Below are 20,006 nucleotides of genomic sequence, written 5' to 3' on the forward strand. Positions count from 1 at the left end.
CTTGTCCTTACTCGTAATAACCATCGGTTGATTTGATAAGCGTGCTGAACTGCTCGGCATCATGGCCAAACCAGACTTTTGAATCGGTCTGATGAGAGAGTTTCTTGATCCTCTCGATGGTTTTCATATATCCAATCGAGTCATAAATGGTGGCGGGAAGACGAGCCGGCGGACCATAGTTCTCGGCAGAATAAACGGCATCGGATGCCAGGATTAAGCCGCCGTGATCAGGCAGGTCAATATGTAGCCCCAGCATGCCAAAGGAATGTCCACTGCCCAGGTTCAATATCTTTATGCCATCGAGCAGTTCCAGGTCATCTTCGTCTCCCTGTACTACACGCCAGGTAAGATCATTTTTGATCCATGCATCAATGTCATCCCAAATAAAACCATCGGCACTGCGGTTCTGGGCATAATTGGACAGGGCGGCGTTGAACTCATTCTGGTGCACAATGATTTTTGCGTTGGTGAAAAGCTCCAGGCAACCAGAGTGGTCCAGGTGCAGATGGGACACCACCACATAGTCAATATCACGGGGATCAAAGCCAATTTCTTCCAGGCGGCTGTGCAGGTGGCAATCCTGTCCGTTTACTTCCGCCGTAAAGTGCAGCAGCTTTTGAATTTCTTCGGGCCAGCGGCCGCCTTCCCCCATACCGTTGGGATTGCAGGCGGTGTCAAACAAGACCTTGCCATCGGGATGATCGATTAATACCGTGTAAATGGGAAACTCAATCATCTGAGCCGGCTTATTGGGCTCGTCAATGGTGGCGGGGTTGTGCATGCTGACCATAAAGTTTTTGTCCATGGTCATGCGTCCATTATCCATCACATAGACCTTGGGCGTCTTTTTAATAATGTTTGACATAATCAATCCCTTTGCGTGGAGTTTGTTAAGTAATTGCATCTGCTACGGTGCTGATGGTGACAAATTCGTAACAAAAACAAAATTCGTATTCTTAATGTCAAACAGTAGATGTGCTTATGTGACGAGTGGGGGGAGCGCATGAGCCACATCCTCCATGCCGGGCGGCACCTCACCAATTATTCGATTTTTCAATGAGTGGCATTTCAATATTTAATTTTCAAATGGTTGGTGTGGCTTCTACCATGCAAAGGGTGAGTTTTGCTCAAAACGGGTTTCAGAAGGAGCTGCTTGTGATGCTTTCACGTTTATCCATTCACCTTGTCTGGTTGGGAGCCTTGCTAATGTCTGTGGCAACGATGGCCAGCGAGCCGGAGCAACAATTGTGGGCGGCAGCCATGAAGGGCGATGCCCCGCGCATTACCACGCTGCTGAACGCCGGCGCTAAACTGGAAAGCCGGGATGACCACGGTCGTACCGCACTGATGCTGGCCACCCGCCATAACCGGATTGGAGCGGCTCAAGTGCTGATCGCCGCCGGCGCCGATGTGAATGCCAAAGATCATATTCACGACAGCCCCTACCTGTATGCCGGCGCCAGGGGGCATAACGAGATCCTTGAACTGACCCTGGCCCACGGCGCCGATCTGGCCAGCACTAACCGCTACGGCGGCACCGCGCTTATTCCCGCCGCCGAGCGTGGCCATGTCGACACGGTATCCATGCTGATCGCCGCCGGGGTAAATGTGGATCACATCAACCGGCTGCACTGGACCGCCCTGATGGAGGCCATTGTGCTGGGGCAGGGCGGGCCGGCCCATACCCGCATTGTGGCGCTGCTGCTCGACGCCGGCGCTGACCCCAACATTGCCGATGCCGACGGCATCACTCCGCTGCAGCATGCTCGAAAGCGCGGCTACACCGACATGGTGAAGCTGTTGGAGCAGGCCGGCGGCCGCTGATTTTTTTGTTTAACCGGAACCCATTGATGACCATTCAATCCCGCTCTGTTGCCTACGGGCAGGGCGCCATGCTGTTGCTGGTGGTGCTTGTTGGCCTGAACCTGCGCCCCTTTATTACCGGCCCGGGCCCGGTAATGGAGATGATTCGCACCGGCACCGGCCTCAGCTATGTGGGCATGTCGCTGATCACTCTGCTGCCGTTTTTGCTGATGGGCGTGGGGGCCTTTGTTTCACCCCATTTGCAGGCCCGCTGGGGCACCCGCCGGGGGCTGCTCACTGCCCTGGCGCTGCTGATGCTGGGCTCGGGCCTGCGACTGGTGGTGCCGAACGGTACCGCGCTGCTGTTTACCGCGCTGCTTTGCGGCATGGGTGTGGCCTTTGTGCAGTCGGTGTTTCCCGGCATCATCAAGCAGCAGTTTGCGGGGCGCATGGCCATGGTTACCGGGCTGTATTCCGCCATGATCATGGGGGGCGGAGCCTTTGGCGCCCAGCTTACCCCCTGGCTGGCGGGCAGCGAGCATCACTGGCAACAGGCGCTGGCCTGGCTGGCGCTGCCGGTGGCGCTGGCCTGGCTGTGTGCCCACCGCGTGTTGACGGAGCAGGGTGGCAAGCGCCCCGAGCCTGGGTTGGCGAAGCGCCTGCTGGCCCGGCCCCGCACCTGGCAGCTAATGCTGTGTTTTGGCCTGGTAAACGCCGGTTACTCCACCATGGTGACCTGGCTGGCACCTTATTATCAGCAACTGGGCTGGAGTGCGGCGAGCAGCGCCGGCCTGGTGTCGGCCATGGCGGTGGCCCAGGCTATTGCGGCGGTCGGCATTACCCTGCTGGCCCGGGGTCAGGACCGGCGCCCCTGGCTGTGGCTCACCCTGTTGTTGCAGCTCACCGGCTTTGCCGGCCTGTTGCTGCAGCCCGAGCTGGCGCCCTGGCTGTGGGTGGCGGTGTGCGGCATGGGCCTGGGCGGCAATTTCTCCATGTCGCTGGTCACGGCGCTGGATCACCTGCCGCAGCCCCAGCAGGCCGGCGTATTGACCGCCTTGATGCAGGGGGGCGGCTTTTTGCTGGCGGCCCTGGGGCCGCTGGTGGTGTCGTTGCTGCTGGAGCGCACCGGCACTTTTGCCGCCGGCTGGACCCTGCATCTCGGCCTGGTGAGCCTGGTGCTGCTCACCACCCTGCGCTTTAATCCGCGCCACTACGGCCAGGCCATGGCCGGCTCCTGAGGCCCTTCAGGCTCACATGTTCTTCGCTCATGCGAGCCTGAGTTTTTCTCGCTTTTCCGTCCTTGTTGGCTGTGACACTTTATTAACATTTCTGCACACGCAGAAACTGGAAGCAGCGGTCCGGTGCCAGTGTTGATAGTGAACATGACAACAAGGATAAATAATGGAAAGTGCAGGCGTTTTCTCGACGGTGGGCTCTAACAGAAAGATTGATCCTTCCCGTCGCCGGGGGCAGTTCAAGCCCGATGGCTCCCTCAATGATAACGACAGGGTCGAAATCGGCCCCACCGAACTGGCCTTTGCCGAATGGCAGGCGCGGGGGCTCACGCCACCTACCTTAAGCCGCATGCGGGAATACCGGCTGCAGCGCATTGTCGGTGAGCTGCAAAAGCGGGATCTGGCCGGCGTGCTGCTGTTCGACCCGCTTAATATTCGCTATGCCACCGACACCACCAACATGCAGCTGTGGATCACCCACAACCATGCCCGGGCCTGTTTTGTGTCGGCGGCGGGCCATGTGATCCTGTGGGACTTTCATAATTGCGAGCACCTGTCGGCCCACTTGCCGCTGGTAAAAGAGGTGCGCGGCGGCGCCGCCTTTTTCTATTTCGAAACCGGCAACCGCACCGAGGAGCACGCCGCCAAATTCGCCGCCGAGGTGCAGTCGGTGCTGCGAGAGCACGGTGGCAACAACCGGCGGCTGGCGATAGACAAAATCGAAATGGCCGGTTTTACCCAGCTGCAGCGCCTTGGCATTGAAATGAGTGACGGCCAGGAGGTAATGGAGCTGGCCCGGGCCATCAAGAACGAAGACGAAGTCAACGCCATGCGCTGCGCCATTGCCTCTACCGAAATCGCCATGGCACAAATGCAACAGGCCTCGGTGCCGGGTGTCACCGAAAACGACATCTGGTCCATTCTGCATGCGGAAAACATTCGCCGGGGCGGCGAGTGGATCGAATGCCGCATTCTGTCTTCCGGCCCGCGCACCAACCCCTGGTTTCAGGAATGTGGCCCCCGGGTGGTGCAGGCGGGTGAGCTGCTGGCCTTTGACAGTGATCTTATCGGCCCTTACGGCATCTGCGCCGACATTTCCCGCACCTGGCTGATTGGCGACCACGCGCCCACGGCGGAGCAGAAACACCTGTATCGCGTGGCCCATGAACATATTCAGCACAACATGAGCATCCTCAAGCCGGGCATGAGCTTTCGGGAAGTGACCGAGGCCGGCCTGTTGCTGCCCGAGCCTTACCGGGCCCAGCGCTACGGCGTAATGATGCACGGTGTGGGGCTTTGTGACGAATATCCCTGCATTCGCTACCCTGAAGATCTGGAAGGCCACGGCTACGATGGCGTGCTGGAGCCGGGCATGACCCTGTGCGTGGAGGCCTATGTGGGCGCCGTGGGCGGCAGGGAAGGGGTCAAGCTGGAAGATCAGGTGCTGATCACCGACACCGGTGTGGAAAACCTGACTTCCTACCCCTTTGAAGCAGCCCTGCTGGCCGATTAGGCCTGTTTTGGCTCCCGTGAAGGCGGGAGCCCGCAAGCATTATTTTCGGCGGGATCACACCGGTGTCCTTTTGGGCCTTGTTATCGCTGGCCACCGCTGAAAATAATGCTAGAGTGCGCGCCGAAACGGACCGGAGCAGTTCGTCCACCTACGTCAGGAGCGACCATGAAAATCAAGCCACTGCCGCCCATGAACAGCCTTATTGTGTTCGAGGCGGCGGCCCGCCACCTCAGCTTTACCCTAGCCGCCAATGAACTGAGCGTGACCCAGGGCGCCATCAGCCGGCAAATTCGTCAGCTGGAGGAATACCTGGGCAAGGACCTGTTCGTGCGGGCCAACCGCAATATCTCCCTTACCCCCACCGGCATGCAGTATTACCAGACCATTTACCGTGCCCTGCTGGATGTGGCCCAGGCCACCGGCGAAATTAAAAAGTGGCAGGGCGAGCAGCAAATTACCGTGGCCACCACCAATGCCATGGCGGCGCTGTGGCTGCTGCCCAAGGTGGCGGCGTTTCAGCGCGAGCATGGCGAGGTGGATCTGCGCATTCTCGCCTCGGATCAGGTCACCGATTTCCGGCGGCTCGACTGCGACATTGCGCTGTTTTATTGCCGGCTGCCACCGGCGGAAATGAAGGTGACCACCCTGTTTCCCGAAGAGGTGTTTCCGGTGTGCAGCCCGGATTATCTGGAGCGCTGCTCGGGGTGGGATACGCCGGAGCAGGTGCTGGGCAAAACCCTGCTTTATCTGGACGAGTCTCAGCGGGACTGGCTTACCTGGCAGGAATGGTTTGAGCAGGTGGGCTGGCCCACTATCACGCCCCGCAACCGCATTAACATCAACAACTACCCCATGCTGATCCAGGCCGCCGTAAACGGCCAGGGCATTGCCCTGGCCTGGGGCTCGCTGGTGGATGAATACCTGGAAAGCGGCGCCCTGGTGCGCCCGGTAGACACCGTGCTGCGCACCCCCGCCAGCTTCTGCATGCTGGAGCCCCTGAACCGGGGCGTGGTGCCCAACAGCGTGAAAATGTTCCGCAGCTGGCTGCTGGAGCAGTTGCCGGGGCAGGTGGGCGAAAAGGGCCTGCAGGACGGCAGTTGAGCGGGGACCCATTTATCACTTTTGTCATTCCCGCGAAGGCGGGAATCCATTTCTCAGACGGTGTCTTGCTTTAATACCGTGCTCGTCTGCCCTGGACTTCCGCCTTCGCGGGAGCGACGGGGTGGGGTTATTCCACGTTATTACTTGTCATTCCCGTGCAGGCGGGAATCCATTTCTCAGACGGTGTCTTGCTTTAATACCGTGCACTTCTGCCCTGGGCTCCCGCCTTCGCGGGAGCGACGGGGTGGGTTATTCCACGTTATTACTTATCATTCCCGCGAAGGCGGGAATCCATTTCTCAGACGGTGTCTTACTTTAATACCGTGTACTTCTGCCCTGGGCTCCCGCCTTCGCGGGAGCGACGGGGTGGGTTATTCCACGTTATTACTTGTCATTCCCGCGAAGGCGGGAATCCATTTCTCAGGCGGTGTCTTGCTCTAATACCGTGCACTTCTGCCCTGGGCTCCCGCTTTCGCGGGAGCGACGGGGTGGGTTATTCCACGTTATTACTTGTCATTCCCGCGAAGGCGGGAATCCATTTCTCAGACGGTGTCTTGCTTTAATACCGTGCACTTCTGCTCTGGGCTCCCGCCTTCGCGGGAGCGACGGGGTGGGTTATTCCACGTTATTACTTGTCATTCCCGTGAAGGCGGGAATCCATGTCTCAGGCGGTGTCTTGCTCTAATACCGTGCACTTCTGCCCTGGGCTCCCACCTGCGCGGGAGCGACGGTGCTCAACAAAAAACCGGCATGTCACCGTGCCGGTTTTTGTTTCACCAGCGCTGTTAGCCAGCGGCGGAGATGGGCGTGACGCTCGGTTTGGGCAAAGCCGGGTGTGCACACCAGCCAGTAACTGGACTTGAGTGCTAGCGCAGGACCAACTTTGCGCAAAAAGCCGCTGTCGAGATCCTGTTCAATCAGCAGGGTTCGCCCCAGACCAATCCCCATGCCATTAATGGCCGCCTGCAGCATCAGATCGGCACGGTCAAACCGGTGTTGTTCCGATGTTTCGGGCGCCGTCATGCCTTGCTGGGCAAAGTAATGCTGCCAGCTAAAGTCGGTGCCATCCCGCTCGCCACGCCGGTCCGAGAGTAACGGCAGCTCCCCACTGGCCAGCCAGGCCAATGATCCATGGTGTTTGGTCAGGTGCGGGCTTACCACCGGCTGCAGCTGCGCATGACATAAATGCACGGCATGCAACCCCGGGTAGGGCCCGGTGCCAAAACGGATCGCCGCATCAATGGCGTCATGGTCAAAACGGCTGAGTTCATCCTGCACATTAATCGCCACCTCAACACCGTATTCGGCGCTTCGGTTGAGCAGGGGGATCAGCCATTTCATGGCCAAAGACGACGCGACACTCAGCTGAACATGGGAACCCGTATGTAGCCGGCTCAGCCGCTCAAGGGCCTGAGGCCAGATTGCAGCGGCCTGCGCGGCCGCCTCGCACACAATTCGGCCGGCGGGGGTGGGGCTGAGCCGGCGGGTCGTTCTGTCAAACAAACGTAACCCCAACGCCTCCTCCAGAGAGCGTACCCGGTGGCTGACCGCCGACTGCTGAATTCCCAGGATCTCTGCCGCCTTGGTAAAACTCAGCTCCTTGCCGATCACCGCCAGCAGGGGGGCGGCCTGGGTGAGGCGGTTAAGGAGGGGATTGTCCGTATTATTCATGAATCAGCCTCATGTCTATATGAGTGTTAATGCTAGCCACCAAGCCCTATTTTAAGGGTATGGATAGTCAAAGCAGGAAGTAAAGCTCATGAATGCCAATCATCAAAAGGTCGATGTGAAAGTCGTGAATGGCTTTGTTGCCGAGGGTCACGGGGGCAACCCGGCCGGCGTGGTACTGAATGCCGACCGATATTCAGCACAGCAGATGCAGGCGATCGCCAAGGGGGTTGGTCTGTCGGAAACCGCCTTTGTCTCCACGTCTCAAACGGAAGGGTTCAAGCTCGACTTTTTCACGCCCAATCGCCGTATTGCCCACTGCGGGCACGCGACCATTGCCGCCTTTTCGTATCTGGCCGCGCAAGGGGTGCTGGGCGAGGGGGAAACCAGCAAGGAGACCGTAGACGGGCCGCGTAAGGTGGTCATCAAGGAGGGCGCGGCCTACATGGAGCAACTGGCTCCTCGCTATGCATTTTCCTCAGACTGGAGCGAGCAGGGCGTGGCGCAGAAGGATGTGCTGGAAGCCCTGAACCTGTCCGCAGACAAGCTGGCTCAGGGCCTGCCCATTGCCGTGGTCAATACCGGAAACCGCTTTGTGATTGTGGCGGTGAATGGCGCGCAGACGCTGGCACACCTGGCTCCGGATTTTGCGAAAATCACGGCGATCAGCGATAAGCTGGACGTCATTGGTTTTTATGTGTTTACCACAGAAACCCGGCAGCACACGGCCGACGCCACTACGCGCATGTTTGCGCCCCGGTTTGCCATTGAGGAAGAGTCGGCAACCGGCATGGCGGCGGGGCCGTTGGCGTGTTACCTCCATGATGTCGTTAACATGAACAAACAGGTGTTTGAGATTCGTCAGGGCGAGTACATGCTGCCAGCATCACCCAGTGTCATTCATGTTGAGCTCAGCCTGAACGCGGGCAAAATCACGAGCCTGATGGCCGGAGGACATGGCAAGCTGATGGAGGAACGCACCGTCAGCCTGGTGCGGGATTGAACGGCAACATGGCGGCAAATGCGCCTTGTTTGGGCTGAACAACGAACAAAAGAACCGGCATGTCGCCATGCCGGTTTTTGTTGTTAACGTCTGTGGTCAGGCTGCTTACTTGCCCACTATGGGGTTGTTCCAGTTCACCGCCGGGGAGGCGTTGGTGCCTTGCTCCTCCAGGGGTTGCACCGAGCCGTCCAGCTTGGCCGGGGCCGGGCGCACGTTGTCCGGCACCATGGCCCAGGGCTTGGGCTCGCGGCGAATGCTGTGCAGCAGGGTCAGGCTCATCACCGCAATAAAGATGGAAATGGGGAAGCCGGCAATAATGGAGGCGGTTTGCATTGCCTTCAGGCCGCCGGCGTAAAGCAGCACCCCGGCAATGGCCGCGATCATGATGCCCCACAAAATCCGTATTGGCGTTGGCGGCTCCGGGTTACCCAGTGAGTCCAGGGTACAGAGGATCAGGGTGCCGGAGTCGGCCGAGGTAATGAAATAGGTGCCCAGCAGCAAACAGGCCAGCACGCTCAGCAGGCTGCCCATGGCCCCTGCGTCCAGCTCGTCAAACAGGGTGAACAGCGCCAGGGTGGTGTCCTTCTTGGTGGCTTCCAGAATGGGGCCGCCGGCAAAGGGTTCCTGGGCCGGCTCACCGGCTTCGGCCAGGGCTACCGCCTGTTGCTCATAGGCCACCCGGGCTTCCTGCTCAATCTTGAGCGCCGAGCCACCAAAGGCGGCCATCCACAGAAAGGTCATCAGGGTGGGCACGATCAGGGCGCCGCCAATCAGCTCGCGAATGGTGCGGCCCTTGGAAATGCGTGCCACAAACATGCCTACAAAGGGGGCCCAGGTCATCCACCAGGGCCAGTAGTAGGCGGTCCACCAGTTCTGCCAGCCGGAGTCATTCTGGGCGTCGCTCCAGAAGCTCATGCCCACCACCTGGCTGCTGTAGTCGCCCACGCCTTCCAGGAAGGAGTGCAGAATATAGCGGGTAGGGCCGATGTAGAGCACCACCAGCACCATGAGCACCGACAGCACCATGTTCCACTCCGACAGCCGGCGAATGCCCCGGCCCACCCCCGACAGCACCGAGGCCACGGCACAGGTGCACAGCACCACGATGATCAGCAGCTGCACGCCAAAGCCGATGCTGGTGCCAAACACCTGATTCAGGCCGGAGTTAATCTGAATAACCCCCATGCCTAAGGTTTGGGAAATGCCAAAGGCGGTGATGGCCACGGTAAGAATGTCGACCGCGTGGCCGATGGGGCCATAAATGCGATCCCCGATCAGCGGGTAAAGAATGGAGCGCAGGGTCAGCGGCAGGCCCTTGCGGTAAGAGAAATAGGTCAGCGCCAGGGCCACGATCAGAAAGATCGACCAAGGGTGCAGGCCCCAGTGAAAGAAGGTGAGCCACATCGACACGCGGGCCGACTCGTTGGTGAGCCCTTCCGAAAAGGGGTTGCTGGCATAGTGCCACATGGGCTCGGCCACCGACCAGAACACCAGGCCAATGCCCATGCTGCCCGAGAACAGCATGGCAATCCACGACAGGTAGCTGAACTCGGGCTTTTCATCGTCCTTGCCCAGGCGAATGTGGCCGAAGCGGCTGATCATCAGATACAGCAACAGGCCGGTGACCAGGCTGACCACCAGCAGGTAAAACCATTTCATGTTTTGTAACAGGGCGCCCGACACGGTTTCAAAATACTGACCGGCCTGGTTGGCCATGATGGCACAAAACAGTACAAAGCCGATAACCAGCACCTTGGAGGCGATGGTCACCGTTGGATTGAGTCCCTTCAGGATCCCGGATGTAGCACGCATAACTCCTCCCTCTGCGTAATACGCTTATTGGTTAATCAGTTGTTAACGGCGTGAGGTTAGGGATAGCGCAACGCGCACTCAAGTTATTTTTTCTCATCCACGAGTGATAACAGCTCATGCGGCAGCCATGACGGGGCTGCCACAAAATCAATGGTTACATTTGAATCACATTTTTTATGGATGACAAAAGCTCATCCACACCCGGCTAAAAAGTCGTTTGTTTGTTGCCACCTTGTTAACCAAAATCCACCCCATCGGCACTCACTGAGGGCCAACAACAAGGAACCACGCAGAACACTGCGTTACTGTGGAGAAAGCAACATGAGCAACGTCAGCCAGAACATTATTCCTGTGCAGCAGGTAGACAGCGTACTGAACCCGATTGTGGAAGCCAGTGGCATGCCCAACACCGCCTATATCAGCCAGGAATATTTCGCCTTTGAGCGTGACAAGGTCATTGGCAAAACCTGGGCCTGCATCGGCTTTGCGTCCGACCTTATCAAGAACGGCTACGTCATGCCGGTCAGCTTTATGAACCTGCCGCTGCTGATGATGCGTAACAAAGACGGCGAAGTGCAGGTATTCCACAACGTTTGCAGCCACCGCGGCATGCAGCTGGTGCAGGAAGCCGGCGAAGTGCAGGGCATGATCCGCTGCCCCTACCACTCCTGGACCTATGATCTGAACGGCAACCTCAAGGGCACCCCGCACATTGGCGGCATTGCCAAGCACAAGGACGACCGTTTCAAGTGCGAAAAGCACGGCCTCAAGCCGCTGCGCTCCGCCATCTGGATGGACATGGTATTTGTTAACCTGTCCGGCGACGCCCCTTCCTTTGAAGAGCATATCGCCCCGCTGGAAGCCCGCTGGAGCGAGTTCCTGGGCAACGACGGCCTCGGCCTGCTGCGCCGGGCCAACATGGGCGGCCACCTGGAAATTGAAGTGGCGAGCAACTGGAAGCTGACCGTGGAAAACTACTGCGAAGCCTACCATCTGCCCTGGGTGCACCCGGCCCTGAACACCTATTCCAAGCTGGAAGATCACTACAACATCATGTTTGAAGAGCGCTTTGCGGGCCAGGGCAGCTACAAGTATGACCTGTCCGGCACCGCCGGCACTCACCTGCCCATGTTCCCGAGCTGGCCCCAGGACAAGCAGCGCCATGCCGAATATATTGCGCTGTTCCCCAACGTGCTGCTGGGCATTCAGGCGGACCATGCCTTTGCCATGATGATCGACCCCATTCACGCGGAAAAAACCATCGAGCGGCTGCGCCTCTACTACGTGGGCGACGAAGCCACCCGTGACGAATACGCCGCCTGCCGCACCGCCACCCTGGAATCCTGGCGCGTGGTGTTTGGCGAAGACATCGGCGCCGTGGAAGGCATGCAAAAAGGCCGTCACTCCCCCGGTTTTGGCGGTGGTGTGTTCTCGCCCGAGATGGATCTGCCCACCCATTTCTTCCAGAAATGGCTCGCCACCCAGACCAAAGCCGCCCTGGAGGACTGAACAATGCAACATTACCTGAACTACATCGACGGCCAGTGGCTGAACGCCGACCGCCAGATCACCGTGATGAACCCGGGCACCGGCGAGCCCTATGCCACCATCGCCCAGGCCGGCATTGAAGACGCCGACCAGGCCATGGCCGCCGCCCGCCGCTGCGTGAACAGCGGCGCCCTGAGCGACGTGCGTCCGGCCCAGCGCACCACCTGGATGCTGAAGGCCGCCGAGGCCATTCGCGCCATCGCCGACGAAGGCGCCCTGGTGGCCTGCCGGGAAAACGGCAAGAGCCTGAACGACGCCCGCGACGAATTCATCGAGGCAGCCCGTTACTTTGAATATTACGCCGGCATGGCCGACAAGATTGAGGGCATCTCGGTGCCCTTGGGCAAGGACTATGTGGACTTCACCCAGTACGTGCCCTTTGGCGTGTCGGTGCAGATTGTGCCCTGGAACTTTCCGGTGTCCATCTGCGCCCGTTCCCTGGCGCCAGCACTGGCCGCCGGCAACGCCGTGGTGATCAAGTCACCGGAAATCTCGCCCCTGGCCATGACCCTGCTGGTCAAGGCGGTGGAACAGGCCGGTTTCCCCCAAGGTGCGGTCAACCTGCTGTGCGGCAAGGGCTCCGAGGTGGGCAGCCACCTGGTGCAGCACGCCGACACCAACCAGATCGTGTTCACCGGCTCGGTGCCCACCGGCCAGCGCATTCTGCGGGATGCGGCCGAGCGCGCCACCCCCTCGGTGATGGAGCTGGGCGGCAAGTCCGCCGCCATTGCCCTGGCGGACGTGGATCTCGACACCCTGCTGGCCAGCGTCAAGGTCGGCATTTTCTTCAACGCCGGCCAGGTATGCTCGGCCATGTCTCGCCTGCTGGTGCACCGCAGCCGTTACGACGAGGTCAAGGCCGCCGTGGTGGCCCTGGCCGAGGGCCTGAGCATCGGTCAGGGCGAAGGCAACCCGGATCTGACCCCCGTGGTGTCCGAAGGGCAGCAAAAGCAGGTGCTGGCGATGATAGAGCAGGCCCGCAACGAGGGGGCCACCGTGCTCACCGGCGGCAAGGCGCCGGACCTGTCCGGCTACTTTGTGGCGCCCACCGTGATCGAGGCCACCGCCGACATGAGCATTGCCCGGGAAGAAGTGTTTGGCCCCGTGCTGGTGCTGATGCCCTTCGATGACGAAGACGAGGCCGTGGCTCTGGCCAACGGCACCGACTTCGGCCTGGTGGCCGGCGTGTTCGGCGAAGGCCTGAGCCAGACCCTGCGGGTGGCCAACCGGCTGCGCGGCGGCCAGGTGTTTATCAACGAATGGTTTGCCGGCGGCATTGAAACCCCCTTTGGTGGGGTAGGGCTGTCGGGCTTTGGTCGCGAGAAGGGCCAGGAAGCCATCTACAGCTATGTGCAGACCCGTAACATCGGCATTCGCCTGCGCCGGGGCTGACACAACCAGAAAAAGGGCCGGTGATGTACACCGGCCTGAAGCAAGGCAGTAACAGGGTAGTGGGGGAGAGAACAATGAAAAAGTGGTTATGCATCATCTGCGGACTGATTTATGACGAAGCCAAGGGCTGGCCGTCGGACGGCATTGCCCCGGGCACCCGTTGGGAAGATGTGCCGGACGACTGGCTGTGCCCCGATTGCCTGGTGGGCAAGGCGGATTTCGAAATGATCGAAATCACCGACGACGCGCCCGCCCCGGTGGCGGCGGTGGCCGAAGCTGAAACGCCGGCGGCCGCACCCGTGCTGGAGCCGGTGGTGATCATCGGCACCGGCCATGGCGGCTATCAGCTGGCGGCGGCGCTGCGCGCCCGCTCTCCCGAACTGCCCATTACCCTGTTCACCGCCGACGACGGCGCCCTTTACAGCAAGCCGGCGCTGTCCAATGCCCTGGCACTGGGCAAGGACGGCGACGGCCTGGTCAGTGAAACCGCTCTGGCCTGGGAGCAACGCCTGGGCGTGCGGGTTTACCCTCATACTCGAGTCGAAAAAATCGACCGGGAAAACAAACGGCTGCACACCAGCATTGGCGAATACCCCTATGGTCGCCTGGTGCTGGCCACCGGTGCTTCGCCCATCGAGATCCCCGTGGCCGGCGAGCAAAGCGCCATGGTAAGCGTGAACGATCTGCTGGACTACCGCCGTTTTCGCGAGCGGCTGGCCGGCAAGCGGCACGTCACCATTCTCGGTGATGGCCTGATCGGCTGTGAGTTCGCCAACGATCTGGCGGCCCAGGGCATGGGCGTAACCGTGGTGGGCCTGGGTCAGTGGCCGATGGAGCGATTGATCCCGCAGCCCCTGGGCGAGGCGCTGCAGCGGGCCCTGAGCGGCCTGGGCGTGGAATGGGCGCTGCAGAACAGCATTGCCCGCATCGACGCCGAGGGCGAGGGTTATCGCCTGCAGCTGCAGAGCGGCGACGAGCTGACCACGGATCTGGTGCTGAGCGCCGTGGGCCTGCGCCCCAACACCGGCCTGGCCCAGGCCGCGGGGCTGGCCACCGGCCGGGGCATCAGCGTCGACCTGGCCCATGCCACCAGCGACCCCGCCATCTTCGCCCTGGGCGATTGTGCCGAGGTGGCCGGGCAGTGGGCGCCCTATATTGCCCCCATTAACCAGGCCATTCCCGCCCTGGTGGACACCCTGCTGGGCCGGCCCACCCAGGCCAGCCTCAAGGATTCGCCGGTGCTGGTGAAAACCCCGGTGCTGCCGCTGTCGGTACAGCCGGCGGTAGGCCCCGGCGAATGGCGGGTAGAAGCCCACGGCGAGGAGCTGGCCGCCGGTTTTTACGGATCCGACGGCAGCCTGAACGGCTTTGCGCTGCTGGGCCGCGAGCTGCAAAGTCAGCGCAGCCAGTGGCTGGAACAACTTAATCCGGCACGAAACGTGGCCTGAGGAACAGATCATGATTGCCTTACCAAACGACGACAACAGCTGCGGCTGGTATCAGGCGCTGCCCCCGGCGGCGCCCGCCACCCGGCTCAAGGGCAGCCAGAAAGCCGATTATGCGGTGCTGGGGGCGGGCTTTGCCGGCCTGGCCGCGGCCCGCCGGCTGGCCGAGCTCAAGCCCGACGCCCGCATTGTGCTGGTGGATGCCCAGCGGGTGGCGGAAGGCGCTTCCGGGCGCAACTCCGGCTTTGTGATTGACCTGCCTCACAAGTTCGCCCTGGAGCACCCGGATCCGGTGCACAAGCAGAAATTGCTGGGCCTGAACCGGGCCGCCATTGCCCAGCTGCAGGGGCTGGTGGAGCGCCACGGCATTGACTGCCAGTGGTCCGCCGTAGGCAAGTATCAGGGCGCGGTGGGCGAGCGCGGCATTGCCTTTCTCGAGCATTTCGAGCACCTGATGAAGGATCTGGGCGAGCCCTACCACTGGGTGGACAAGGCCGAGCTGGGCCGAGTGCTGGGCACCGGCTTCTATCGCCAGGCCATTTTCACTCCCGGTTGCTACCTGATGCAGCCGGCAGCCCTGGTGCGCGGCATGGCCGAGCACCTGCCCGAGAACGTGGAGCTGCTGGAGCAGTCGCCCATTCGCTCGCTGCGCCGTGAAGGTGGCCTGTGGCGGCTGCAGGGCGACGAGGGCGAGATTCAGGCGCCGACCCTGCTGCTGGGTGCCAGCATCTTTACTCGGGAGTTCGGTTACCTGAAAAACCGGCTGTTGCCGGTGATGACCTTTGCCAGCTGGACCCGGCCGCTGACCGACGACGAGCTGACCCGTTACGGCGGTGAGCTGAACTGGGGCCTGACCCCGGCGGATCATGCCGGCACCACCCTGCGCATGACCGCCGACCGGCGCATTCTCATTCGCAACAGCTACAAGCACGTGCCCAAATATGGCGCCAGTGTGAGTGAGGGTATGCGCAGTAAAATTCGCGCCGATCACCGCAAGGCGTTTCTGGACCGTTACCCTGAGCTTGCCGAGGTGCCCTTTACCCATACCTGGGGTGGCGTGTATGCCATTTCCCGCAACTTCACCAATTTCTTTGGTGAGCTTGAAGACGGTGTGTATGCCAGTGCCTGCGACAATGGCGTGGGCGCGGCCTGGGGCACCATTTCCGGCACCCTGCTGGCCGAGATGGCGGTGGGCGCGGACACCCAGGCGCTGCGCGACATTCGCCAGGTAACCGGCATGCCCAGCCTGAACCCGCCCGAGCCTTTCCTGGGGCTGGGTGTGAAAAGCCGTATTCGCCTCGCCAAATGGCAGAGCAGGAGTGAACTGTGACCAAAGAAGTAAAACTGATTGACAGCAAGGAGCTGGACTTTACCGTGCGGGGCGACTCGCCGGGCATGGCGTACGTGGCCCGGGCCCTGAGCCCGGAAGTGTCGCCGAACATCGGCGTGGGCTTTGCCCGCTGGGAAGGGGCCGAAGTGGCCTGGACCGTACTGTACGATGAGGTGGTGTTTGTGATCGAAGGCTGCTTTGAGCTCACAGCCAACGGCAAAAAGCACGAGGTGCGCCCCGGCCAGATGCTGTGGATTCCGGAAGGCACCGAATTGATATATGGCGGGCATGCCCTGTTTGGTTATGTGGTGCACCCGGGTAACTGGAAAGAGCTGCACGGCCTGGCCTGATATTTGATACGTCTCCAAGCACTACCTTTGCCGGCCTCGGGGCCGGCTTTTTTGTGTCTGGTACTCCTGGTTTCACCGCAAATGTGCACTCGATCAAACAACGCACAAATGCATTTTTTTGCCATTGCACCGGACCCATGATCGCCATAATGTAGGTATAACGTTCACTATACCCTTGTGGCGTTATCGACAGCAGCAAGGACGAGCAACCGGCAGCCCGCCCGTTGCATTCAGGCACACCGTTCAAGTACCCGATCAGGAGAAACTGATAATGACCCTTTCCATTCCGCACACCATGCATGCCGTTCTGCTCAAGGGCCATGGTGGCCTCGACCAGCTGGAATACCGCACCGATGTGGCCGTGCCTCAGCCCGGCCCCAATGAGGTGCTGATCCAGGTTGCGGCCGCCGGCATTAACAACACCGACATCAATACCCGGCTGGGCTGGTATTCAAAATCGGTTGATCAGGCCACCAATGTGGGGGGCGCCACCGGATTTGACGACGTGAACGATGACGATGCGTCCTGGTCCGGCAGGGCCCTGACCTTTCCGCTGATTCAGGGGGCGGACTGCTGTGGCCATATTGTGGCCGTGGGCAGCGACGTTGACCCTGCCCGCATTGGTGAGCGGGTGCTGGTGCGCAACATGCTGCGCAGCTATGTGGATTACCGCCCTTATGAGTGCTGGACCTTGGGCAGCGAGTGCAACGGCAGTTTTGCCCAGTTTGCCGTGGCGCCGGCCCGCGAGACCCATCGCGTGGCCTGTGACTGGTCGGACGAAGAGCTGGCGTCCATTCCCTGTGCCTATTCCACCGCCGAAAACATGCTGCACCGCATTGGCCTAGGTGCCGAGACGGTGCTGATAACCGGCGCCTCGGGCGGGGTGGGCTCGGCGGCGGTGCAACTGGCCAAGCGCCGGGGCGCCACCGTGATCGCCCTGTGCTCTGCCGCCAAGGCGGATGAGGTGCTGGCCTGTGGCGCCGATCGGGTGATTGATCGCAATGCCGACCTTATTGCCGAGCTTGGCAAGGGCGCGCTGGATGCCGTGGTGGATCTGGTGGGCGGCGAGCAATGGCCGGTGTTCCTGGAATTGTTGCGCCGGGGTGGGCGTTACGCCATTGCCGGTGCCATTGCCGGCCCCATTGCCGAAATAGACCTGCGCACCCTCTACCTGAAGGATCTGACCCTAGCGGGCTGCACCTTTCAGAAAGACGAGGTGTTCGCCAACCTGATTGCCTATATCGAAGCCGGTGAGATTCGCCCCCAGGTGGCCAAAACCTTCCCGTTACACGAGATAGCCCAGGCTCAGGAAGCCTTCATCAGCAAGCAGCACATGGGCAAACTGGTGCTCACCATTCCGCAGGTGGAACAATGAAAATAACGCGCATTGAGCTGTATCAGGTGGATCTGCCCTACGCCGGTGGCGTGTATCACCTGTCGGGCGGACGGGAATACCGCAGTTTTGACGCCACCATGGTGCGCATCCTCACCGATACCGGGCTGGAGGGATGGGGGGAGAGCACGCCGTTCGGCTCGACCTATATTGCGTCTCATGCCCTTGGCGCTCGGGCCGGCATTGCCGAGATAGCCCCGCACCTGCTGGGCAGGGATCCTCGCCAGGTGGATCGCATTTATGACGCCATGGACCATGCCCTGGTGGGGCATAACCATGCCAAGTCCGCGATTGATCTGGCCTGCTGGGATCTTTTTGGCAAGTCGGTGGGGCTACCGGTATGCGAGCTGCTGGGCGGCTCAACCGGTAAACGGCTGCCGGTGATCTCCTCCATTCATGCCGAAGCGCCGGAGGCGATGCGGGCCAATGTGGCGCGCCATCGTGAGCTGGGTTATCTGGGGCACTCCATCAAGATTGGCGCCCTCGACAGCGAAGGCGGCCCGGTGCTGGATGCGGAACGCATCAAGGCCAGCCTGGCGGATCAGAAACCGGGCGAGTTCTTTATTGTGGATGCCAATGGCGGCCTGACTCCGGAGCTGGCCCTGCGGGTGTTGCGGCTGTTGCCCGAGGGCCTCGACTTTGTGCTGGAGGCGCCCTGCAAAACCTGGCGCGAGACCAAGTCTCTGCGCCGGCGTTGTGAAGTACCCATATTCCTCGATGAGATGGTTCAGCAGGACGAAGATCTGGTGCTGGCGGTGAGCGAGGATCTGGCCGACGGCTTTGGCCTGAAAATCTCCAAGGCCGGCGGCCTGACCCGGGGCCGCCGCCACCGGGACATTGGCGTGGCGGCCGGGCTGACCATGAGCGTGCAGGAAACCGTGGGCTCCACCATTGCCTTTGCGGCCATTGCTCACCTGGGGGCGACGGTGCCGGAGCGCCACCTGCGCTGCATTCTGGACACCAGAGACATGGTCGCTATCACCACGGCGGACTTCGATGCCCCCATCATCGATGGCGGCGTGCTGGTGCCAAACAGCCCCGGTCTTGGCATTCGCGTGTATCAAAACGTGCTGGGACAGCCCCTGCAGGTGTGGGGAGACTGAGCAAGGCAGCGTGTTGATAAAGGAATGATTCGGGCGAGGAAACATGACGGCATAAACCCGCCCGTTCCCATGATGACGGAGAAGATCCCATGAAAATTACCGAAATCCACATTTACCGGCACGAATTACCGGTGATGAATGGCCCCTACAAGCTGGCGCTGGCCGATGTCTGGTCCCTGTCCACCACCCTGGTCAAGCTGGTGGCCGATAACGGCCTGATTGGCTGGGGCGAGACCTGCCCGGTCGGCCCCACCTACGCGGAATCTCATGCCGACGGCGCCGTGGCGGCACTCAGCGTCATGGCGACAGGTCTTCTTGGCACCGAGGTGTTGCCGGTACCGCTGCACCGGCGCATGGATGCGTTGCTCACGGGCCACAACTATGCCAAGGCCGCCATCGACATTGCCGCCCATGACCTTCTGGGCAAGCACCTCGGCGTCAGTGTGTCCGACCTGCTGGGGGGCGCGGTCACGGACAGCGTGCCTTCCTACTACTCCACCGTTATTGGGACACCGGACGAAACCGCCCGGATCGCGGCGGAAAAACGGGCTGAAGGGTATCCACGCCTGCAGGTCAAGGTAGGCGGCAGGGCGGTCGAGGAAGACATCGAAATCCTGCACAAGGTGTGGGAAGTGATCCGCGGCTCGGGCATGCGGCTGGCGGCGGATGGCAATCGCAGCCTGACCACCCGTGATGCGCTGCGGCTCAGCCGGGAATGTCTGCATATTCCCTTTATCATGGAGCAGCCCTGCAACACCATTGAGGATTTGCAAAAGATCCGGCCGCAGGTGAGTCATGGTATCTACATGGATGAAAATGGCGTCAACCTGAATACGGCGATCACCGCCGCCGGCACCGGGCTGGTTGACGGCTTCGGCATGAAGGTCACCCGGATTGGCGGGCTGCACCCCATGCGGGCGTTCCGCGATATCTGCGCCGCACGCAACCTGCCGCACACCTGCGACGATTCCTGGGGGGGAGACATCATCGCCGCCGCCTGTACCCATATAGGTGCTACGGTTGCCCCGGAATTGCTTGAAGGAGTCTGGCTGGCCGAGCCCTATAACGCCGGCCACTACGATCCGGAAAACGGAATCCGTATTGAAGGTGGTTACATCAAGCGGCCCCAGGGGCCGGGTTTGGGCGTCCTGCCCGACGAAGCCCTCTTTGGTGCGCCGGTAGCGTCGTACTGAACATGAACCAGGCCCTGCACAACGATGATAATCCAGGGGTGTGCAGGGTTTGTTTGATCAGCCCGGCGGCCACTTCTCCCTCATTTATGGCTGCCTTTCCATGCCCTCGAAAAGGGG

16 protein-coding genes are annotated in these 20,006 nt (G+C 60.9%); 13 read left to right on the plus strand and 3 right to left on the minus strand.

Features of this window, described 5'->3' with window-relative positions:
- Nucleotides 1-7 precede the first annotated feature (7 nt).
- Nucleotides 8-865, minus strand: coding sequence for an N-acyl homoserine lactonase family protein (locus B6S08_RS01175; RefSeq protein ID WP_094198961.1), 858 nt, complete (start codon nt 863-865; stop codon nt 8-10).
- 341 nt (nt 866-1,206) lie between these two features.
- On the opposite strand from B6S08_RS01175, the gene B6S08_RS01180 reads away from it, so the two are divergent.
- The 4 genes from B6S08_RS01180 to B6S08_RS01195 all read left to right on the plus strand — a co-directional run bounded on the left by B6S08_RS01180 (nt 1,207) and on the right by B6S08_RS01195 (nt 5,652).
- Nucleotides 1,207-1,824: an ankyrin repeat domain-containing protein gene (locus B6S08_RS01180; RefSeq protein WP_211284134.1), complete on the plus strand. Its 618-nt coding sequence runs from the start codon at nt 1,207-1,209 to the stop codon at nt 1,822-1,824.
- Nucleotides 1,825-1,850: 26 nt separating this feature from the next.
- On the plus strand, nt 1,851-3,041 hold the full coding sequence (locus B6S08_RS01185; protein ID WP_094198962.1) for a cyanate transporter: 1,191 nt from the start codon (nt 1,851-1,853) through the stop codon (nt 3,039-3,041).
- Nucleotides 3,042-3,204: 163 nt separating this feature from the next.
- Nucleotides 3,205-4,551, plus strand: a complete 1,347-nt coding sequence (dddP, locus tag B6S08_RS01190) for a dimethylsulfonioproprionate lyase DddP (RefSeq protein WP_094198963.1) — start codon at nt 3,205-3,207, stop codon at nt 4,549-4,551.
- Between the two features lie 165 nt (nt 4,552-4,716).
- Entirely contained in the window at nt 4,717-5,652 is a 936-nt protein-coding gene (locus tag B6S08_RS01195; RefSeq protein WP_094198964.1) for a LysR substrate-binding domain-containing protein, read from the plus strand.
- Nucleotides 5,653-6,405: 753 nt separating this feature from the next.
- Here the strand turns inward: B6S08_RS01195 and B6S08_RS01200 are convergent.
- Entirely contained in the window at nt 6,406-7,323 is a 918-nt protein-coding gene (locus B6S08_RS01200) for a LysR substrate-binding domain-containing protein (RefSeq protein ID WP_094198965.1), read from the minus strand.
- A gap of 88 nt (nt 7,324-7,411) precedes the next feature.
- Here B6S08_RS01200 and B6S08_RS01205 point away from each other — a divergent pair, with 88 nt between their 5' ends.
- Nucleotides 7,412-8,323: a PhzF family phenazine biosynthesis protein gene (locus B6S08_RS01205; RefSeq protein WP_094198966.1), complete on the plus strand. Its 912-nt coding sequence runs from the start codon at nt 7,412-7,414 to the stop codon at nt 8,321-8,323.
- Nucleotides 8,324-8,428: 105 nt separating this feature from the next.
- Here B6S08_RS01205 and B6S08_RS01210 read toward each other — a convergent pair whose 3' ends face one another.
- Nucleotides 8,429-10,135 (minus strand): BCCT family transporter, encoded by a 1,707-nt coding sequence (locus B6S08_RS01210; protein WP_094198967.1) that lies wholly within the window; start codon nt 10,133-10,135, stop codon nt 8,429-8,431.
- A 321-nt stretch (nt 10,136-10,456) separates the two neighbouring features.
- Between B6S08_RS01210 and B6S08_RS01215 the strand changes: the two genes are divergently transcribed.
- From B6S08_RS01215 to B6S08_RS01250, 8 genes are all read left to right on the plus strand, one after another.
- Nucleotides 10,457-11,644, plus strand: a complete 1,188-nt coding sequence (locus B6S08_RS01215; protein ID WP_094198968.1) for an aromatic ring-hydroxylating oxygenase subunit alpha — start codon at nt 10,457-10,459, stop codon at nt 11,642-11,644.
- Between the two features lie 3 nt (nt 11,645-11,647).
- On the plus strand, nt 11,648-13,075 hold the full coding sequence (locus B6S08_RS01220) for an aldehyde dehydrogenase family protein (protein WP_094198969.1): 1,428 nt from the start codon (nt 11,648-11,650) through the stop codon (nt 13,073-13,075).
- A gap of 74 nt (nt 13,076-13,149) precedes the next feature.
- Entirely contained in the window at nt 13,150-14,523 is a 1,374-nt protein-coding gene (locus B6S08_RS01225; RefSeq protein ID WP_094198970.1) for an FAD-dependent oxidoreductase, read from the plus strand.
- A 10-nt stretch (nt 14,524-14,533) separates the two neighbouring features.
- Complete coding sequence (locus tag B6S08_RS01230) at nt 14,534-15,850, plus strand: NAD(P)/FAD-dependent oxidoreductase (protein WP_094198971.1); 1,317 nt, start codon at nt 14,534-14,536, stop codon at nt 15,848-15,850.
- Nucleotides 15,847-16,200, plus strand: a complete 354-nt coding sequence (locus B6S08_RS01235) for a cupin domain-containing protein (protein WP_094198972.1) — start codon at nt 15,847-15,849, stop codon at nt 16,198-16,200. The genes B6S08_RS01230 and B6S08_RS01235 overlap by 4 nt, the downstream gene beginning before the upstream one ends.
- Nucleotides 16,201-16,471: 271 nt before the next feature.
- Nucleotides 16,472-17,575, plus strand: a complete 1,104-nt coding sequence (locus B6S08_RS01240; protein WP_206063713.1) for an alcohol dehydrogenase family protein — start codon at nt 16,472-16,474, stop codon at nt 17,573-17,575.
- Nucleotides 17,572-18,696, plus strand: a complete 1,125-nt coding sequence (locus B6S08_RS01245; protein WP_094198973.1) for a mandelate racemase/muconate lactonizing enzyme family protein — start codon at nt 17,572-17,574, stop codon at nt 18,694-18,696. The genes B6S08_RS01240 and B6S08_RS01245 overlap by 4 nt, the downstream gene beginning before the upstream one ends.
- Nucleotides 18,697-18,785: 89 nt before the next feature.
- Nucleotides 18,786-19,889: a mandelate racemase/muconate lactonizing enzyme family protein gene (locus tag B6S08_RS01250; RefSeq protein ID WP_094198974.1), complete on the plus strand. Its 1,104-nt coding sequence runs from the start codon at nt 18,786-18,788 to the stop codon at nt 19,887-19,889.
- The last annotated feature ends 117 nt before the right edge of the window (nt 19,890-20,006 follow it).

Origin of the sequence: Oceanimonas doudoroffii, from assembly GCF_002242685.1 — a bacterium.
GTDB classification, from domain to species: Bacteria; Pseudomonadota; Gammaproteobacteria; order Enterobacterales; family Aeromonadaceae; genus Oceanimonas; species Oceanimonas doudoroffii.